This is a genomic window from Nonomuraea sp. NPDC049649 (assembly GCF_040675175.1).
Taxonomy (GTDB): Bacteria; Actinomycetota; Actinomycetes; order Streptosporangiales; family Streptosporangiaceae; genus Nonomuraea.
Window position 1 is genome coordinate 214,570 of sequence record NZ_JBFAOH010000001.1, and the last position, 14,024, is coordinate 228,593.

Consider the following 14,024-nt stretch of genomic DNA (forward strand, 5'->3'; position numbering starts at 1 on the left):
AGTTGCCGAAAGAAAGTTTCACCCACGGAGGATCGATGGGCAAGAAGCTTCACCTACTGGCGGTACCGATCGCGGCCGTCGCCGTGGCCGCACTCACCACCCTCCCGGCGCAGGCCGCCGAGGGCTACGACCGGTGCCTGCCGGGGAACTACTGCATGTTCTCCGGCCTCGACGGCACAGGCGACATCATCCAGATCGACACCAGCACCCCCGACCTGGCCGCGCTCGGCATGGCCAAGCGCGCCAACTCCGACTGGAACCGCACCGACCAGCCCGCCTACCTCTTCTCCGGGGCGGACTACACGGGCTGCACGGCCCTGTCCCGGGCCGGTTCCAAGGGCAACTTCTTCATCACCTACCGCGAGTTCTTCGAGTCCGTCCGCCTCGGCGGCCCCGGCGGCTGGTCCTGCGGCAAGCCCCCCGGCGAGGACGCCCCCACCTCCGTCAAGTGACCGAAGGCGACCCCCGGCGGCCCGCCCCGCCCGCCGGGGGCCTCGCTCAGCGGATGAAACGGTCCACGCTGAAGACGGCCCCGACGCCGGTCACACTAGGGTGATGGTCTCCGGCGACCTCGGCCGGGGCTCCTGAGGCGGCTCGCCCGTACTGGGAGCATGTCTCGACGCCATCAGGAGAGCCCTGGGCGACGAGCCGGCCGACCTGCCCCCCGTCGCCGTCCCCGCCCGCTTCCTCGCCTTCAAGGAGGTCACGCGATGACGTGCGCCGTGCTCTTCGACCTCGACGGGACGCTCATCGACTCCCGCCCCGCGATCCTGGACTGCTACCGGGCGGCCCTCGCCCCCATCCCCGGGGGCTGGGAGTCCCTGCTCGAACTCGGCCTCGGCCGGGTGATGCGCTGGCGGATGCGGGAGGTCATGGCGGAGGTGGCGGGCGAGCGCGCCGCCGAGTGCCGGGCCCGGTACGAGAGCCACTATCTCGAAGAGGGACACCGGAAGGTCACCCTCTACCCGGGCGCGGTCGACATGCTCGACGGGCTGCGCCGCCAGGGGGTGCGGCTGGGCATCGTGACGAACAAGGCCCGGGTGCGTACCGAGCACGACCTGCGCACCGTGCACGGCGCGCGTGACCTGCTGCCGCTGTTCGACGTGGTGGTCACCACCGAGGACACCCCCGAGCGCAAGCCGTCGCCCGAGCCGGTCCTGCTCGGGCTGCGCCGCGGTGGATGGGCGGCCGCCGACTGCGCCTACGTGGGCGACGGCCCGCACGACGCCGAGTCGGCCCTGGCGGCCGGGACCGGGTTCGTGGGCGCGGGCTGGGGCTACTACCCGGAGGAGCTCTCCTCGTATCGGCCCGCGCTGACCGTCGCCTCCGCCCCGGGCGACCTCACCGGGCTCCTGTCCGCCCGAGCCTGAGCATGCGTGGAGTCGTTCCCCGGTGGGCCGCCGGTGGCCTGGCGTTGAACCCGCGCGCCGGGCCACCGGCGGGGCGATCCGGACCACACCCCCTCTGACCAGGGGCGGAGCGGTCCGAAACGCCGGTGGCCCGACAAGATACCCGACTTTCCGCGTGCTCCGGACAGCCTCGAAAACCGCAGGCAAGTCGATCACGTGATCGATAAGGTTCCCGCCGTGAGCGATTTAGAGAGCCTGGTCATCGCCCGCCGGCTGCGCGTCCCCCTCGACGATCCCCCCGCCACCGCGCCCGGCTGGGGAGAGGTCGCCGCCCGCCAGCTCGACGCCGCCCTGCTGAGCGCCGGCTTCACCTGCTCCCCCGCTCTGCTCGGGCGGCTGTCGGAGCTGCCCGGCGCGACCGTGCTGGATCTGGGCGTACGGGTGCTCGAAGCGGTCAGGACCCTGGTCGGCGACCACGTCGAGCACAACCCCTACTTCGTCGACTTCCCCGCGAACGTGCCCGGCACGCTGGAGTTCTGGGCGGGCCTGCTCCAAAACACGCTGCTCGCGCCGGTGGCCGCCGAGCGCGACTGGCCGGAGATCACCGACCTGCTGGACTTCCCCGCGTACGGCCGCCACCAGCACACCTACGCCGACCTGCTGGCCGCGCACGCCGAACTGGTCCCGCTGGCCGCCGACCGGGTGACGGTGCTGGAGCCGGGCGGCAGCCTGGAGGCGGAGACCCGCGCGCTGTTCCATGCGATGGCCGGCTCCGAGGCCCCGCTCGCCGAGGAGGACCTGGCGGCGCTGCGCCTGCTGGCCGCGCACTGCCCCGACGAGCCGGAGCGCGTCCCGATGCGCGAGAACCGCGCGGTCCTCAACGAGGCCCGCCTGGCGGCCGGACGGCCGCCGCTGGTGGACACGGTGACCGACGTGCTCCGGCTGGCCTGCGCCTGTTCCGGCGGGGACGTCACGCTGTCGGCTCCCACCCGGTTCCGGTCCTTCCGCCGCGCCGAGCGCCGCGCGCTGCTGCGCGCCCTGGACACGGTGGCCACCCCCGCCGCGCTCGGCGACGTGCCCCGGCATCGGGAGCGCTGGAAGCGGCTCGGCGAGCGGCTGCACCCGCACGAGTACCCGCGGTTCCCGCGCGCCGCGCAGGTCTTCGAGGTGGCCAGAGGTACGCGCGAGGCCGCGAGCCTCGATGCCCGGGTCGAGGCCGCCCTGTCGCGAGGCCGGGTCCCCGACGCCGTCGCGCTGCTGGCGAACGCGCCCGGCATGCTGCTGCGCCGCCTCGACCACCTGCTGCGCGCCGGCCCGTCGGCCCGGGAGGTGCTGGACGTGGCGGCGAAGACTGCGGCGGGCGCGTCCGGCCGGGTGCTGCTGTCGCTCCGCGAGCACCTGGGGAACCGCCTGGCCCCCGCGCCGGGCCGCGTCTTCGCCAACCGGCACGGCCGGGCCTGGGCCGCCCCCGACACCCGCCCGCCGCTGGACCGGGCGGTGCTGTCGGAGGCGCTGGCCGTCCTGGACGAGGAGATCACCCGCCGCCTCCCGGACCTCGGCGAGGTGGTCGTCGATCCCGACATGCTCGGCGTCGCGCTGCCGCTGTCGGGCAAGGCCGTCGCGCCCGGGCTCGGCATGCTGCCCCGCGGCTCGCTCTCGCCGGTGGACGGCGAGCTGCTCCGGTTCTTCGTGTACTGGCGCCAGGCCGCGCGCCGCACCGACTACGACCTGTCCGCGCTCATGCTGGACGACTCGTACGGAGCCCCCGCGCACGTGTCGTGGACCAACTACCGCACCAGCTTCGCGCGGTACTCCGGCGACCTCGTGGCCGCGCCGGACGGCGCGTCGGAGTTCATCGACATCCGGCTCGCCGACGCGACCCGGTCGATCATCATCCCTCAGGTCCACATCTACGCGGGGGAGGCGTTCGACGAGGCCGCGGAGGCGTTCTTCGGCTACATGACCCGCGACGCCGAGCAGCGGGGCCGCCCGTTCGAGCCACGTACCGTACGGATGAAGTCCGATTTGCGCGGCTCGGGCCGGGTCGCGCTTCCCCTGGCCTTCCTGCGCGACGGCGACGGGGCCTGGCGGGTGAAGTGGCTGCACCTCTATCTGCGGGGGCATCCGGGCTTCAACCAGGTGGAGGGGAACCGGGTCACCGCCTCGCTGCTGGTGCGCTCGATCGTGGAGCGCGAGTATCTGACGGTCGGCTACCTGGCCGACCGGCTGCGGGCCAAAGGCTCGGCGGCGGGGCGCACCACCCGCCTCACGCTCGCCGCGCCGGCGGAGGTGCCGGAGGGGACGCGGGTGGTGACGCCCGCGACCCTGCACGAGCTGATCCCCGCCTGATACGGTGAAGATCGCGAGGCTATGGAAGGGCTTCCTTCTCTCTCTCGGTGATCTAGCCTTTCCGCTCTCCTCGCATCCGGCGCCACCACATCACCAGCACCACCGCCCAGGCCAGGGCCGCCAGGAGACACGCCCCGGCGGCGAGCCGGTAGCCGTTCGCGGCGTCGCGCGCCACCTCGACCCGGGCGGCGGCGCTGGAGATCGTCCGCCCGTCGATCACGGCCCCCACCGCGTCGATCCGGTACTCGACCTCGGGGAAGCGTTCCGCCCGGTCGAGCGTACGGTCCACGTCCACCGCCTCCAGCCGCACCCGCGACCCTTCCGCCACCCCGCCCGGGGGACGCGGAGTCAGCCGGAAGGCGACGTTGTCCGGATACTCCGCCAGCGCGACCGTGGCCACCGTCACGTACCGGACCTTCCTCGCCGTGCGGTCCGGCCGTTTGACGGTGTCGAACTTCGCGACCGTCCCCTCCACCACGCTCACGTCCCGGAGGTCGAGGCCGGGTTCCCGCCGCGACGCCTGGCCGTCGAGGAACAGCGCCGTCACCAGGAGGGCCAGCAGGGGAACGAGCCTCTTCCACCACCGGGACATCACGCTCACCGCCTCCTCAACAGGGGGCTTCAGTCAGGCGATGTCCCTCCGCAGCGGCGCCGCCACCGCGATCGCGGCCGCGACCAGGGCGTAGCCGACCAGCACTGCGCCGCCCGCCGCGGCCGGGAGGAGAGCGGTGGCGGAGCTGCCGGTCTGGGTGGCGACGGCCTCGGAGAGATAGGTGAAGCTCGTCAGCGCCGCGGTGGCGCCTCCCGGCAGGAAGGGGTAGAGCCCGTTGACGCCCGGGACGAGCATCAGCGCGGTCTCGATCATGTAGAAGTACGCGCCGACGACCAGGAGAGCGGTCACCTGGTTGCGCAGGAGAGCGCCGACCGCCACCCCGAGCAGCGTGTAGACCGCCATCGTCAGGGCGATGCGGCCGAGCAGGGCCGCGACGGCGCCGGCGGGCAGGCCGAGGGTGACGCCCTTGAGCGCCGCCGCCCCGAAGATCGAGCCGCCCGCCACGGTCACTGCCAGCAGGCCGTAGGCGAGCCCGGCGGCGGTGTAGGCCGCCAGCTTGGCGACGAGCCAGGTCCAGCGGCGGGGGGCGAAGAGCGCCGTGGTGGTGACGGTCCGGTGCCGGTACTCGCCGGCCACGGCGGTGGTGCCGAACAGCGCGGGGACGAACACGGTGAAGCCGAGCAGCCCGAGCAGGACGCGGGTGCCCTGCTCGGTGTCCAGGCCGGGCATCGGCGGGTTGAAGTTCTCCGGGCCGACGAGCGCGGCCAGGCCGATGAGCAGGCCGCTGCCCACGGCCGCCAGCAGGCCCCACAGCCAGAGCCTGGAACTCTTCAACCGCAGCCACTCCGCTGCCACCAGTGCGGTCATGGGGAACCTCCCGTGAGGTGCAGGAACGCCTCTTCGAGTGTGGGGCGCTCGGGGGTGATCAGCTCGGCCACCGGCCGGGTGAGGACCAGCCGGCCGTCGCGGATCACCACGACGTGGTCGACCAGGTTTTCGACCTCGGTGAGCACGTGGCTGGACACCAGGACGGTGCGGCCCTCGGCGGCCAGGCCGCGCAGGAATCCGCGCAGCCACGCGATGCCCTCGGGGTCGAGGCCGTTGCTCGGCTCGTCGAGCAGCAGCACGCGGGGGTCGCCGAGCAGCGCGGTGGCCAGGTTGAGCCGCTGGCGCATGCCGGTGGACAGGGCGCGCGTGGCACGGCCGCCGAACGCCGACACCCCGGTCAGGTCGGCGACCTCCGCCGCCCGGGCCCTGCCGTATCCGCCCATCCGGGCGTAGAGGCGCAGGTGGTCGCGGGCGGTGCAGGCCGGGTGGAAGCCCGCGCCGTCCAGCACGGCGCCGACGGTCGCCGACGGCCTCTTCAGGTCTGAGTAGCGCCTGCCCGCGTAGGTGACGGTGCCGGAGCCGGGCGCGATCAGGTCGAGCATCATCCGCATGGTCGTGGTCTTGCCGGCGCCGTTGGGCCCGAGAAAGCCCGTCACGGCGCCGGGCACGACGTCGAAGCTGAGGTCGCTGACGGCGGTGACCTGCCCGAAGGTCTTCGTCAGGCCGCGTACCTCGATCTTCACGGCCGCACCGCCGCGGCGTTCACGTTCATCATCTGTGCCTCCTGAGCTATCTGTTATATGAGTTGTATATCAGATAGCATGTGCGTGTGCATCTGACGCTCGACCTCGACAGCGAGGTCCCGATCTATCAGCAGATCCGCGACCGGATCGTGGAGGCCATCGCCCGCGGGCAGGCCAAGGAAGGCGACCCCCTGCCCTCCACGCGGCAGCTCGCCGCCGACTTCGGGATCAACTTCCACACCGTGAACAAGGCCTACGACCTGCTGCGACGGCAAGGCGTGATCCGGATCAACCGCAAGAGCGGCGCGGTCGTACGGCGAGACGCGGGCAGCGGCCCGCCCGAGGCACCCTTCATCGACGACTGGGAGGAACGCATGCGTGTGCTGCTGGCGGAAGCCACCGTTCACGGCATGGACCGTGAGGACGTGCTGCGCAGGTGCGCGGCCGTACTGGACGGCTTCGGAGCGCAGGCATGATCACACACCTCGCCGGCGCGCTCGTCTCCGCCGCCCTGATCACCTGCCTCATGCTGGTGCTGCCCGCGCGGGGCAGGCCGACCCTGCCGTTCGGCGTACGGGTGCCCGCCGCGCACGCCGGCGACCCGGTCGTCGTCGCCCAGCGGCGCCGCTACGCCCGGCTGGTGGCCGCGGCAGGCGCGCTCACGGTCCCCCTGGGCACCGCGGCCGGGCTCGCCGTCGCGGTGCCGGCCCTGCTCGCCGCGGACCTGCTGCTCTACTACCTCGCCCACCGCGCGATCAGCGCCGCCAAGTCGGCCGGCGCCTGGTCGGCCCCGCGGCAGGGCGTCACCGTCGACACCACCTTCCGCACCGATCCGGTCCGGGTGCCGTGGGCGTGGGGGCTGCCCGCGCTGGCGGTGCTGATGCTCACCGCGGGCGTCGGCTGGTCGCGCTACGGCCGGCTGCCCGCCACGCTCCCCCGCCACCTGGGGGCCGCCGTCGACCCGGCCGAGCGCGTGCCGACGACCCCGCTGAACGCCTTCGAACCGGTGCTGTACCAGGTCGCGGTCCTGGTGGTCGTGGCCGCGACGGTCGTGGTCGTGCTGCGCGCCCGTGCCGACCTCGACGCCGCCCGTCCCCGGGGGTCGGCCCGCCGCTACCGCCTCTACCTGCGCGGTGTCGCCGTGCTGTCGCTGCTCTCCGCCGCCTGCGTGAACCTGAGCCTGTTCATCGGGTCGCTCCAGCTGTGGGACGTGGTCACGCCGGGCACGGGCTGGCAGGTGACCGCGTACGTGCCGATCGTCGCGCTCCTGGGCGGCTGGCTCGGCTGGCAGCTCAAGGCGGGCCAGGCCGGGCACCGGCTGCCCGCCCTGCCCGGCGAGGAGGACGAGGACTCCGGGGTCGAACAGCGTGACGACGACCGTCACTGGTTCCTCGCCGGCACCGTCTACGCCAACCGCCGCGACCCCGCCCTCCTGGTGCACGCCCGCGCCTGGACCGGCGCCTGGACCCTCAACCTCGGGCACCCGATCGCCTGGCTCCTGCTCGCCGCCCTCCTCGCCCTCGCCCTGCTCGCCCTGTCCGGCGTCGTCGACCTCCCCACGCACAACCCCTTCCCGGGGTGACGGTTTCCCCCAAGTGGCGGCTTCCCGGCACCCGTGGAGAGCGTCACCGATGGTCTCCTCAACGTCGGGTTTGGGGGCGGACAGGGGCGGGCAGCCCTTGCTCGTGCGAGAGCGGATCACATGGCTGACCTGCAGCTGAGCGAGCAGGAGCGGCGCTTTCAGGAGCCCCGCCGCCAGCGGCGGTCGGCGAACGGGCAGCGGCTGGGCTGGGCCGCGTTCGCGCTGATCCTGGCCGCCGCGCTCGCCGGGCTGGCCGGGCCCGGGCCGCTCAGCTGGGCCAGTGCGTCCGGGGAGCTGGTGGAGGTCGGCTATGAGCGGTTCGCGCGCCGTCTGGGTGACACGAGCCTGGAGGTGACCGTACGGTCCGACCCCGCGACGCCGGGCACCGCCAGGCTGTGGATCTCCGGCGGCTATCTGAGGGAGCTGGAGATCCGGCAGATCACCCCGGAGCCCGGCTCGTGGACCGCCGACGGCGCCGGGGTCGTGCTCGAGTTCCCCGTCACCGGAGAGCGGGCCGAGATCGACATTCAGATCAGCCCCGACCACTTCGGCACGCTGCACGGCGCCGTCGGCGTCCCCGGCCGGGCCCCCGCCACGTTCTGGCAGTTCATCTATCCGTAGGAGCGACGGCATGGACGCGGTGCTGCGGGCGGCGGCGATCTACGTGGCCCTGCTGGTCATCTTCCGCATCAGCGGCAAGCGCACGCTCGCCCAGGTGACCACGTTCGACTTCGCGCTGCTGCTGATCATCTCCGAGGCCACCCAGCAGGCGCTGCTGGGCGAGGACTTCTCGATCACGGTGGCGCTGCTGGTGATCGTCACCCTGGTGGCGCTGGACCGGCTGGCCGACTTCCTCGGCTGGCGGTTCCCGCGGGTCGGCACCGCGCTCGACGGCACGCCGGTGGTGCTGATCGAGCGGGGCCGGATGCTGGAGGACCGGATGCGGCTGCACCATCTCGACGCGGAGCAGGTGCTCCAGGAGGCCCGTTCCAGCCAGGGGGTGCGCAGCCTGGACGAGATCGACTACGCGATCCTGGAGCGGTCGGGCGTGATCAGCGTGATTCTGAAGAAGCCCTGACCTTTCTGCACGTCGGGAGCGCGTTGCATACTGCAAGGGAGACGTGAGGGCGGCACCTTGGAGGCGACATGCCGCAGCCGATGCCCGACACCTCTGCTCACCCGGTCACGGCGAGAGAGCGGCCTGAGGCCGGGTGATCGCCATGGGTCTTTCACGCGAGGAACGCCAGGCGCTCGACGAGATCGAGGAGCGGCTGGCCTTCGACGACCCCGACCTCGACGCCTTCCTGTCCGCGCCCAGGCCCGGACACAGCAAGGAGATGCCGGCCGCGTTCTGGTGGACGCTGGCCATCGTGGCGTACATGGTGTTCCTGATCGGCGTGGTGCTGACCGTGACCACGCCGCAGGACTCCTGCCGTCCGGGCGGCCCGTGCGAGCACCCGCCGACCCGCACCTCCCAGGTCGTCCACGGCTCCTGGCAGAGGTGATCCGCCGCTCGCCGGGACCCGTACAAGAGGTGATGCGCCGCTCTCCTGGGATAGGAGGAGGCCATGAACCGGAAGGACCCCGAGGACGAGTTCTTCGCTCCCGTGCTGCGCGAGCCGCCGCCTCCGGAGGAGGTCAGCCGTTCGGGCGTGGTGAGCGACACCGGCGTGCCGGGCGTCCACGGCGGCGGTGAGGGCGCCTGGGCCGAGCATCCGCCGCCCTCGTCGGCGCTCGGCTGGCGCCTGCTCGGCGCGGCGCTGGCGCTGGTCGCCGGGATCGTGTTCACCGTGGTCGCGCTGCTGGCCGGGATGGTGTGGCCGGCGCTCGTCCCCGCCGCCGTGGCGCTGGTCGCGGGTGCGTACCTGGTCTGGGTGGGCGTGCGGCGGGCCCGTTCGGGGGGCGGGCCGCCCGCGTTCGGCTAGGGCTTTCCGGGCCGGTACGAGGACGCGCGGAACAGGAACGACGCCCACGAGCGGTAGGGCCGCCAGTGGTCGGCCAGCTTCCGGTAGGCGGCGGCCGGGGCGTCCTCGGGCAGGCCGTACACCTCGCGCAGGATGGCGAAGAGCCGGGGCTCGTCGCCGGGGAAGGCGTCGGGGGCGCCCGCGCCGCGGATCAGGATCAGCCCCGCGGAGAACGGGCCGACGCCGGGCAGGGCGCGCAGCTCGGCCAGGGCCTTGTCCGGCGGGAGGGCGCGCAGGTGCTCGGCGGTCAGCACGCCGTCGAGCGCGGCGGCGGCCAGGCCGCGGATCCACTCCTCCTTCTGCGCGGGCAGGCCGAGGCCGCCGGCTTCCAGGAGCGTGATGGGCGGCGGGAAGACCGCGTGGTCCCGGCCGTCGACGGTCACGGTCGCACCGTACTTCTCGGCGATGCGCCGCTTGATGCGCGCGGCGATGAGCATCGACGAGCGCTGCACGATCACCGCCCAGCAGGCCGCCTCCCACGGGGTCCAGAAGCAGACCGGGCGCAGGCCGGGGCTCTCGCGCTGCAGGTCGCCGAGGACGGGGTCGGCGGCGCCGAGCGCGGCGAAGCCGGAGCCGTCCACGTCGAGGGAGAGGATGCGCGCCACCTCGCCCCGGATGGCCGGGCCCGCGGGCCGGGTGGTGGTCACGGCGACCCCGCCGGGCGCGGCGGTCACCGAGACGCCGATGGGCAGCCAGTCGGACTCCGGGCAGAACCCGAACCGCAGCGCCCGCCCGTCGGAGTGGAGCCCGCTGGTGACGGGCCACTCGTCGACGAAGCGCAGCGCGGCGCCGAAGTCGAACGGACCGGCGGCGGTGATCGTGAATCCGAACGAGGCCATGCGCCGTATCGTAGAGTTCCCCCGCCGAGGTTTGCCCCGCCTTGTCCACGGAAGGGGCTACGGGTGACACGCATAGCGATCGTGGGCACCGGCTTCGGCGGGTACACCTGCGCAAGACATCTGGAGCGCCGGCTCAGGCCGGGCGAGGCGGAGATCGTGCTGATCACGCCGAAGGACTACACGCTGTACCTTCCGCTGCTGCCGCAGGTGGCGGCCGGGGTGCTGCAGCCGCGTTCGATCGTGACCCCGCTCCACGCGCGGCTGCGGCGCAGCATGCTGCTGCCGGGCGTGGCGCTCGACGTGGACCTGGACGGCCGGGCCGTGAACGTGCTCAAGATCGACGGCGAGCCGGTGCGGGTCCCGTACGACGTGCTGGTGCTCGCCCCGGGCAGCATGACCAGGAAGTTCGACGTGCCGGGCCTGGACGAGCACGTGCACGGCATGAAGACGCTGGCCGAGGCGGTCTATCTGCGCGACCACGCGATCGCCCAGCTGGAGCTGGCCGCCAGCACGCACGACCCGGACGAGCGGGCGGCCCGGTGCGGGTTCCTGGTGGTGGGCGCCGGTTACTCGGGCGTGGAGACGGCGGCGGCGCTGCAGCTCGTCACGCGCCGGGCGATGGCCCGCTTCCCGCACCTGGATCCCGGGCTGCTGCGCTGGACTCTGATCGACATCGCGCCGAAGGTCATGCCGGAGCTGGGCCCTGAGCTGGGCGCGGCGGCGACCCGGCTGCTGGAGAGCCGCGGCGTGGAGGTGCGGCTGGGCGTCTCGCTGGACCGGGTCGCCGAGGCCACCGCGACGCTGACGGACGGCACCCGGATGCCGGCGCGCACGGTCATCTGGACGGCGGGGGTGACGCCGCGGCCGGTGGTGTCCAGCCTCGGCACCGAGACGGTCAAGGGCCGCTTGGTCGTGGGCGCCGATCTGCGGGTGCCGGGGTGCGAGGGCGTGTTCGGGCTGGGCGACGCGGCGGCGGTGCCCGACCTGACGGCCGGGCCGGGCACGCCGTGCGCGCCGACCGCCCAGCACGCGCACCGGCAGGCGAAGGTCGCGGCGGAGAACGTGCTGGCGGCGCTGCGCGGCGGCCGGATGCGCGAGTACCGTCACCACGATCTCGGCCTGGTGGTCGATCTGGGCGGCTCCGACGCGGTGGCCAGGCCGTTCGGGCTCAACCTGGAGGGGCGGGCGGCGCAGCTCGTGACCCGCGGCTACCACCTGCTGACGACGCCCTCGGGCCGCTCCCGGCTGCGCGTGAGCGGCGACTGGCTGCTCAACATGCTGGCCCCGGACGACCTGATCAGGCTCGACTTCCTCCAGGACTCCCCCGGCACGCTGGATCAGCTGGAGCACATGCCGGTCAGGCCGCGCTCGCGCCGGATCAGCGTGACCGAGCCAGTGGGATCCCGACCGTGATCTCCCTGCCGAGCTGATGGCCGCCGAGCAGGTCGAGGTCGTCGCCGCTCCAGAACCTGCCGGGGTCGTACCAGCTGGGCCGGCGGCCCGCGGGCAGCAGCCCCATCTCCTGGTAGGTGACGGCCACCACCTCGGCGCAGTAGGCGTTCTCCAGCGCGCGTTCCCCCGCCGGGCCCCGCAGCTTGGGCAGCCGGCCGCGCAGCCAGCGGGCGGCGAGCCTGGCGGTGGACGGGAACGGCGTGCCGTCGAGCCGGGCCACGGTGCGCAGCGCGGCGTCCTCCATCTCCCGGGTGGCCTGCGGTTCGAGCTGGCGCAGCCACGCGCGCTGGCCGTAGCGGTCGGCCCAGACGGTCACCGCGTCGCGCAGGTCGTGCAACTGCACGCCGCGGTGGTGGGTGCCGGACCAGAGGTCGGGCAGCGACCTGCCGAGCTCGGCGTGCCACATCATGGGCGGCAGGTCCTCGATGACGATCGCCATGCCGACGTGGTTGACCGGGCTGTTGGTCATGGTCTGGATGGCCCGGTCGGGGACGGCGCGGCCGCGGAAGATCCACAGGTCGCCCGTCCTGGTGAGCTCAACCGCCTCGTCGAGAGTCAGCACGGGGCTAGCCTAAGCAGATGCGCTGGTGGAAGATACTCGGCCTGGCAGGGGTCGCGGGCGTCGCGGCCACGGGAGTGGCGATCGCGCGCGCCGAGCGCCGCCGCCGCGCCTACACGCCGGAGGAGATCAGGGTACGGCTGCGCGAGCGGGTCGAGGGTCAGCCCGAGGGCCGCAGGTCGTAGACGAAGACCGTGTCCGGGTAGGCCGGGTTGTCCACGTAGCCCTGCACGCTGCCCAGGTAGGCCCGCCGGTAGTTGAGCACCCACGGCATGGCCGCCGCGGCCTGCTGGTCCAGCACCCTGCGGGTGGCCCGGACGAACGCCTGCTGCGCCGTGGCCCGGTCGGTCACGGTCAGCTCGGGCAGCGAGTCGAGCAGCGCGTCGGTGGTCGGGTCGTTCAGGTAGGCCAGGTTGAACACGGGCGGGTCGGCGCTGTGGAAGACGTTGCCGAACCACGAGTAGCCGTCGGGGTAGTCGGGCCACCAGTACATGAAGATGATGTCCTGGCCGCGCTTCTTGCCCCGTTCCCACTGGTCCGGCCAGGGCAGGGCGCGGGCGCGGAGGGTGACGTTGAGCCGCAGCAGGTCCCGGCGGAGCCGGTTGACCAGGACGCGCTGGTCGGTGTCGCCCTCGGTGTAGGTGAGGGTGAGCCGCAGCGGCCTGCCCCCGGGCCCGTACCCGGCCTTCCTGAGCAGTTCGGCGGCGCCTTCGAGGTCCTGGCGGGGGGTGCGGCCGGGCACGTGGCCGAGCAGCCCCTCCGGCACCACGCCGCTGTGCGGCATGACGCCGCCGCGCAGCGCCTGGATGGCGCCGCGGTAGTCGACGGCCTTCTGCACCGCGCGCCGCACCCGGAGATCGGACATCGGCCCGTCGGCGGTGTTGAACAGCAGCATCGCGGTCTGGAAGGAGGGCCGCTCCGAGGTGCGCAGGCCCGGCCTGATCGTCGCCCGGGCGAACAGCCGCGGGTCGGGCCGGCTGAGGAAGCTGACCTCGCCGCGGAGCAGCAGCCGCCAGGCCTGCTCCTGGCCGGGCAGCACCCGGTACTTGACCGTGCGGTAGTGCGGCCGGTCCCAGCCTCCCCAGTAGCCGTCGTACGCCTTGAGCGTCAGCTCCTCCTCGGCCCCCTTCTTCCAGGAGTCCACGGTGTACGGCCCGGTCCCGGCGTCGCGGCCCGCGGCGAACCAGCCCGGCAGGTCGGGCGCCGCCTTCGTGTCGTAGATGTAGGCCGCGTAGGCGGAGGCGGCGACCACGTCGAGCGGCGCCGGGTAGCGCAGCGCGAACGTGATCGTGTACGTGTCCTCGACCCTGATGGAGGAGACCGCGTCCCAGATGTAGTAGGCGCCGGACTTGGTGGCGATGGTCCGCTCGATGGCCTCCTTGACGGCGGTGGCGTCCATGGGACGGCCGGTGTGGAAGGTGACGTCCTCGCGGAGGGTGAACGTCCAGGTCCGGCCGTCGGCGCTGCTTCTCCACTCGGTGGCCAGGCGGGGGACGCTCTTCTTGGTGACCGGGTTCCACAGGGTGAGCGTCTCGTAGACGTTCTGCAGGGCGATGATCTCGGTGGAGTAGGACGTGCCCGGGTCCCAATCGGTGATCACGTCGGTGTTCTTGACGTAGACGAACGCCGACTCTCCCAGCCGCGGCTGCCGCACCGCCTCCGGCGCCGAGCACGCCGTGGCGAGCAGCACCAGCGCGACGACCGCTGCGAGACAACGGCGCAACGCATCTCCCTCTATGACCGATCTACCGGGAGAACCTACTAGACGATCATGGCCGAATGTCCGAAACCACCGAAAAATTGGGC

The 14,024-nt window shown here is 73.1% G+C and carries 17 protein-coding genes; 11 read left to right on the forward strand and 6 right to left on the reverse strand.

Annotated elements, in window-relative coordinates; translation table 11 throughout:
- Positions 1–35 precede the first annotated feature (35 nt).
- The 3 genes from AB0J42_RS01005 (at position 36) to AB0J42_RS01015 (ending at position 3,698) form a co-directional block, all read left to right on the forward strand.
- On the forward strand, positions 36–452 hold the full coding sequence (locus AB0J42_RS01005) for a peptidase inhibitor family I36 protein (RefSeq protein ID WP_364286911.1): 417 nt from the start codon (positions 36–38) through the stop codon (positions 450–452).
- 258 nt (positions 453–710) lie between these two features.
- Entirely contained in the window at positions 711–1,370 is a 660-nt protein-coding gene (locus AB0J42_RS01010; protein ID WP_364286914.1) for an HAD hydrolase-like protein, read from the forward strand.
- Positions 1,371–1,586: 216 nt separating this feature from the next.
- On the forward strand, positions 1,587–3,698 hold the full coding sequence (locus AB0J42_RS01015) for a hypothetical protein (protein WP_364286917.1): 2,112 nt from the start codon (positions 1,587–1,589) through the stop codon (positions 3,696–3,698).
- A gap of 52 nt (positions 3,699–3,750) precedes the next feature.
- Here the strand turns inward: AB0J42_RS01015 and AB0J42_RS01020 are convergent, their stop codons facing one another.
- The 3 genes from AB0J42_RS01020 to AB0J42_RS01030 are packed head-to-tail and all read right to left on the reverse strand — an operon-like array spanning position 3,751 to position 5,822.
- Positions 3,751–4,299 carry a hypothetical protein gene (locus tag AB0J42_RS01020; protein ID WP_364286920.1) on the reverse strand — a complete coding sequence of 183 codons (549 nt, stop codon included), beginning with the start codon at positions 4,297–4,299 and terminating at the stop codon, positions 3,751–3,753.
- Positions 4,300–4,323: 24 nt separating this feature from the next.
- Positions 4,324–5,118, reverse strand: a complete 795-nt coding sequence (locus AB0J42_RS01025) for an ABC transporter permease (RefSeq protein ID WP_364286923.1) — start codon at positions 5,116–5,118, stop codon at positions 4,324–4,326.
- Positions 5,115–5,822, reverse strand: a complete 708-nt coding sequence (locus AB0J42_RS01030; protein ID WP_364286926.1) for an ATP-binding cassette domain-containing protein — start codon at positions 5,820–5,822, stop codon at positions 5,115–5,117. Before AB0J42_RS01030 ends, AB0J42_RS01025 begins: the two co-directional genes overlap by 4 nt.
- An 86-nt stretch (positions 5,823–5,908) precedes the next feature.
- Between AB0J42_RS01030 and AB0J42_RS01035 the strand changes: the two genes are divergently transcribed.
- The 6 genes from AB0J42_RS01035 to AB0J42_RS01060 all read left to right on the forward strand — a co-directional run bounded on the left by AB0J42_RS01035 (position 5,909) and on the right by AB0J42_RS01060 (position 9,329).
- Complete coding sequence (locus AB0J42_RS01035) at positions 5,909–6,298, forward strand: GntR family transcriptional regulator (RefSeq protein ID WP_364286929.1); 390 nt, start codon at positions 5,909–5,911, stop codon at positions 6,296–6,298.
- Positions 6,295–7,404 carry a hypothetical protein gene (locus tag AB0J42_RS01040; protein WP_364286932.1) on the forward strand — a complete coding sequence of 370 codons (1,110 nt, stop codon included), beginning with the start codon at positions 6,295–6,297 and terminating at the stop codon, positions 7,402–7,404. Before AB0J42_RS01035 ends, AB0J42_RS01040 begins: the two co-directional genes overlap by 4 nt.
- Positions 7,405–7,524: 120 nt before the next feature.
- On the forward strand, positions 7,525–8,025 hold the full coding sequence (locus AB0J42_RS01045) for a hypothetical protein (protein WP_364286935.1): 501 nt from the start codon (positions 7,525–7,527) through the stop codon (positions 8,023–8,025).
- Positions 8,026–8,035: 10 nt separating this feature from the next.
- Positions 8,036–8,482 (forward strand): YetF domain-containing protein, encoded by a 447-nt coding sequence (locus tag AB0J42_RS01050; protein ID WP_364286938.1) that lies wholly within the window; start codon positions 8,036–8,038, stop codon positions 8,480–8,482.
- Positions 8,483–8,624: 142 nt separating this feature from the next.
- Entirely contained in the window at positions 8,625–8,909 is a 285-nt protein-coding gene (locus tag AB0J42_RS01055) for a DUF3040 domain-containing protein (protein ID WP_364286941.1), read from the forward strand.
- Between the two features lie 63 nt (positions 8,910–8,972).
- Positions 8,973–9,329 carry a hypothetical protein gene (locus tag AB0J42_RS01060; protein ID WP_364286944.1) on the forward strand — a complete coding sequence of 119 codons (357 nt, stop codon included), beginning with the start codon at positions 8,973–8,975 and terminating at the stop codon, positions 9,327–9,329.
- Here the strand turns inward: AB0J42_RS01060 and AB0J42_RS01065 are convergent.
- On the reverse strand, positions 9,326–10,207 hold the full coding sequence (locus AB0J42_RS01065; protein WP_364286947.1) for a hypothetical protein: 882 nt from the start codon (positions 10,205–10,207) through the stop codon (positions 9,326–9,328). The genes AB0J42_RS01060 and AB0J42_RS01065 overlap by 4 nt on opposite strands.
- A 63-nt stretch (positions 10,208–10,270) precedes the next feature.
- Between AB0J42_RS01065 and AB0J42_RS01070 the strand changes: the two genes are divergently transcribed.
- Positions 10,271–11,620 (forward strand): NAD(P)/FAD-dependent oxidoreductase, encoded by a 1,350-nt coding sequence (locus AB0J42_RS01070; RefSeq protein ID WP_364286950.1) that lies wholly within the window; start codon positions 10,271–10,273, stop codon positions 11,618–11,620.
- Here the strand turns inward: AB0J42_RS01070 and AB0J42_RS01075 are convergent.
- Entirely contained in the window at positions 11,586–12,218 is a 633-nt protein-coding gene (locus AB0J42_RS01075; RefSeq protein WP_364288165.1) for a hypothetical protein, read from the reverse strand. The genes AB0J42_RS01070 and AB0J42_RS01075 overlap by 35 nt on opposite strands.
- Before the next feature lie 20 nt (positions 12,219–12,238).
- Between AB0J42_RS01075 and AB0J42_RS01080 the strand changes: the two genes are divergently transcribed.
- On the forward strand, positions 12,239–12,403 hold the full coding sequence (locus AB0J42_RS01080; RefSeq protein WP_187280982.1) for a hypothetical protein: 165 nt from the start codon (positions 12,239–12,241) through the stop codon (positions 12,401–12,403).
- Here the strand turns inward: AB0J42_RS01080 and AB0J42_RS01085 are convergent.
- Positions 12,379–13,941 (reverse strand): ABC transporter substrate-binding protein, encoded by a 1,563-nt coding sequence (locus AB0J42_RS01085; RefSeq protein WP_364286953.1) that lies wholly within the window; start codon positions 13,939–13,941, stop codon positions 12,379–12,381. The genes AB0J42_RS01080 and AB0J42_RS01085 overlap by 25 nt on opposite strands.
- Between the last annotated feature and the right edge of the window lie 83 nt (positions 13,942–14,024).

Bases quoted from the DNA above. Each gene is read 5' to 3' on its own strand.
- AB0J42_RS01005 (WP_364286911.1), top strand. From the start codon at position 36: ATGGGCAAGAAGCTTCACCTACTGGCGGTACCGATCGCGGCCGTCGCC.
- AB0J42_RS01010 (WP_364286914.1), top strand. From the start codon at position 711: ATGACGTGCGCCGTGCTCTTCGACCTCGACGGGACGCTCATCGACTCC.
- AB0J42_RS01025 (WP_364286923.1), bottom strand. From the start codon at position 5,118: ATGACCGCACTGGTGGCAGCGGAGTGGCTGCGGTTGAAGAGTTCCAGG.
- AB0J42_RS01040 (WP_364286932.1), top strand. From the start codon at position 6,295: ATGATCACACACCTCGCCGGCGCGCTCGTCTCCGCCGCCCTGATCACC.
- AB0J42_RS01045 (WP_364286935.1), top strand. From the start codon at position 7,525: ATGGCTGACCTGCAGCTGAGCGAGCAGGAGCGGCGCTTTCAGGAGCCC.
- AB0J42_RS01050 (WP_364286938.1), top strand. From the start codon at position 8,036: ATGGACGCGGTGCTGCGGGCGGCGGCGATCTACGTGGCCCTGCTGGTC.
- AB0J42_RS01055 (WP_364286941.1), top strand. From the start codon at position 8,625: ATGGGTCTTTCACGCGAGGAACGCCAGGCGCTCGACGAGATCGAGGAG.
- AB0J42_RS01060 (WP_364286944.1), top strand. From the start codon at position 8,973: ATGAACCGGAAGGACCCCGAGGACGAGTTCTTCGCTCCCGTGCTGCGC.
- AB0J42_RS01065 (WP_364286947.1), bottom strand. From the start codon at position 10,207: ATGGCCTCGTTCGGATTCACGATCACCGCCGCCGGTCCGTTCGACTTC.
- AB0J42_RS01080 (WP_187280982.1), top strand. From the start codon at position 12,239: ATGCGCTGGTGGAAGATACTCGGCCTGGCAGGGGTCGCGGGCGTCGCG.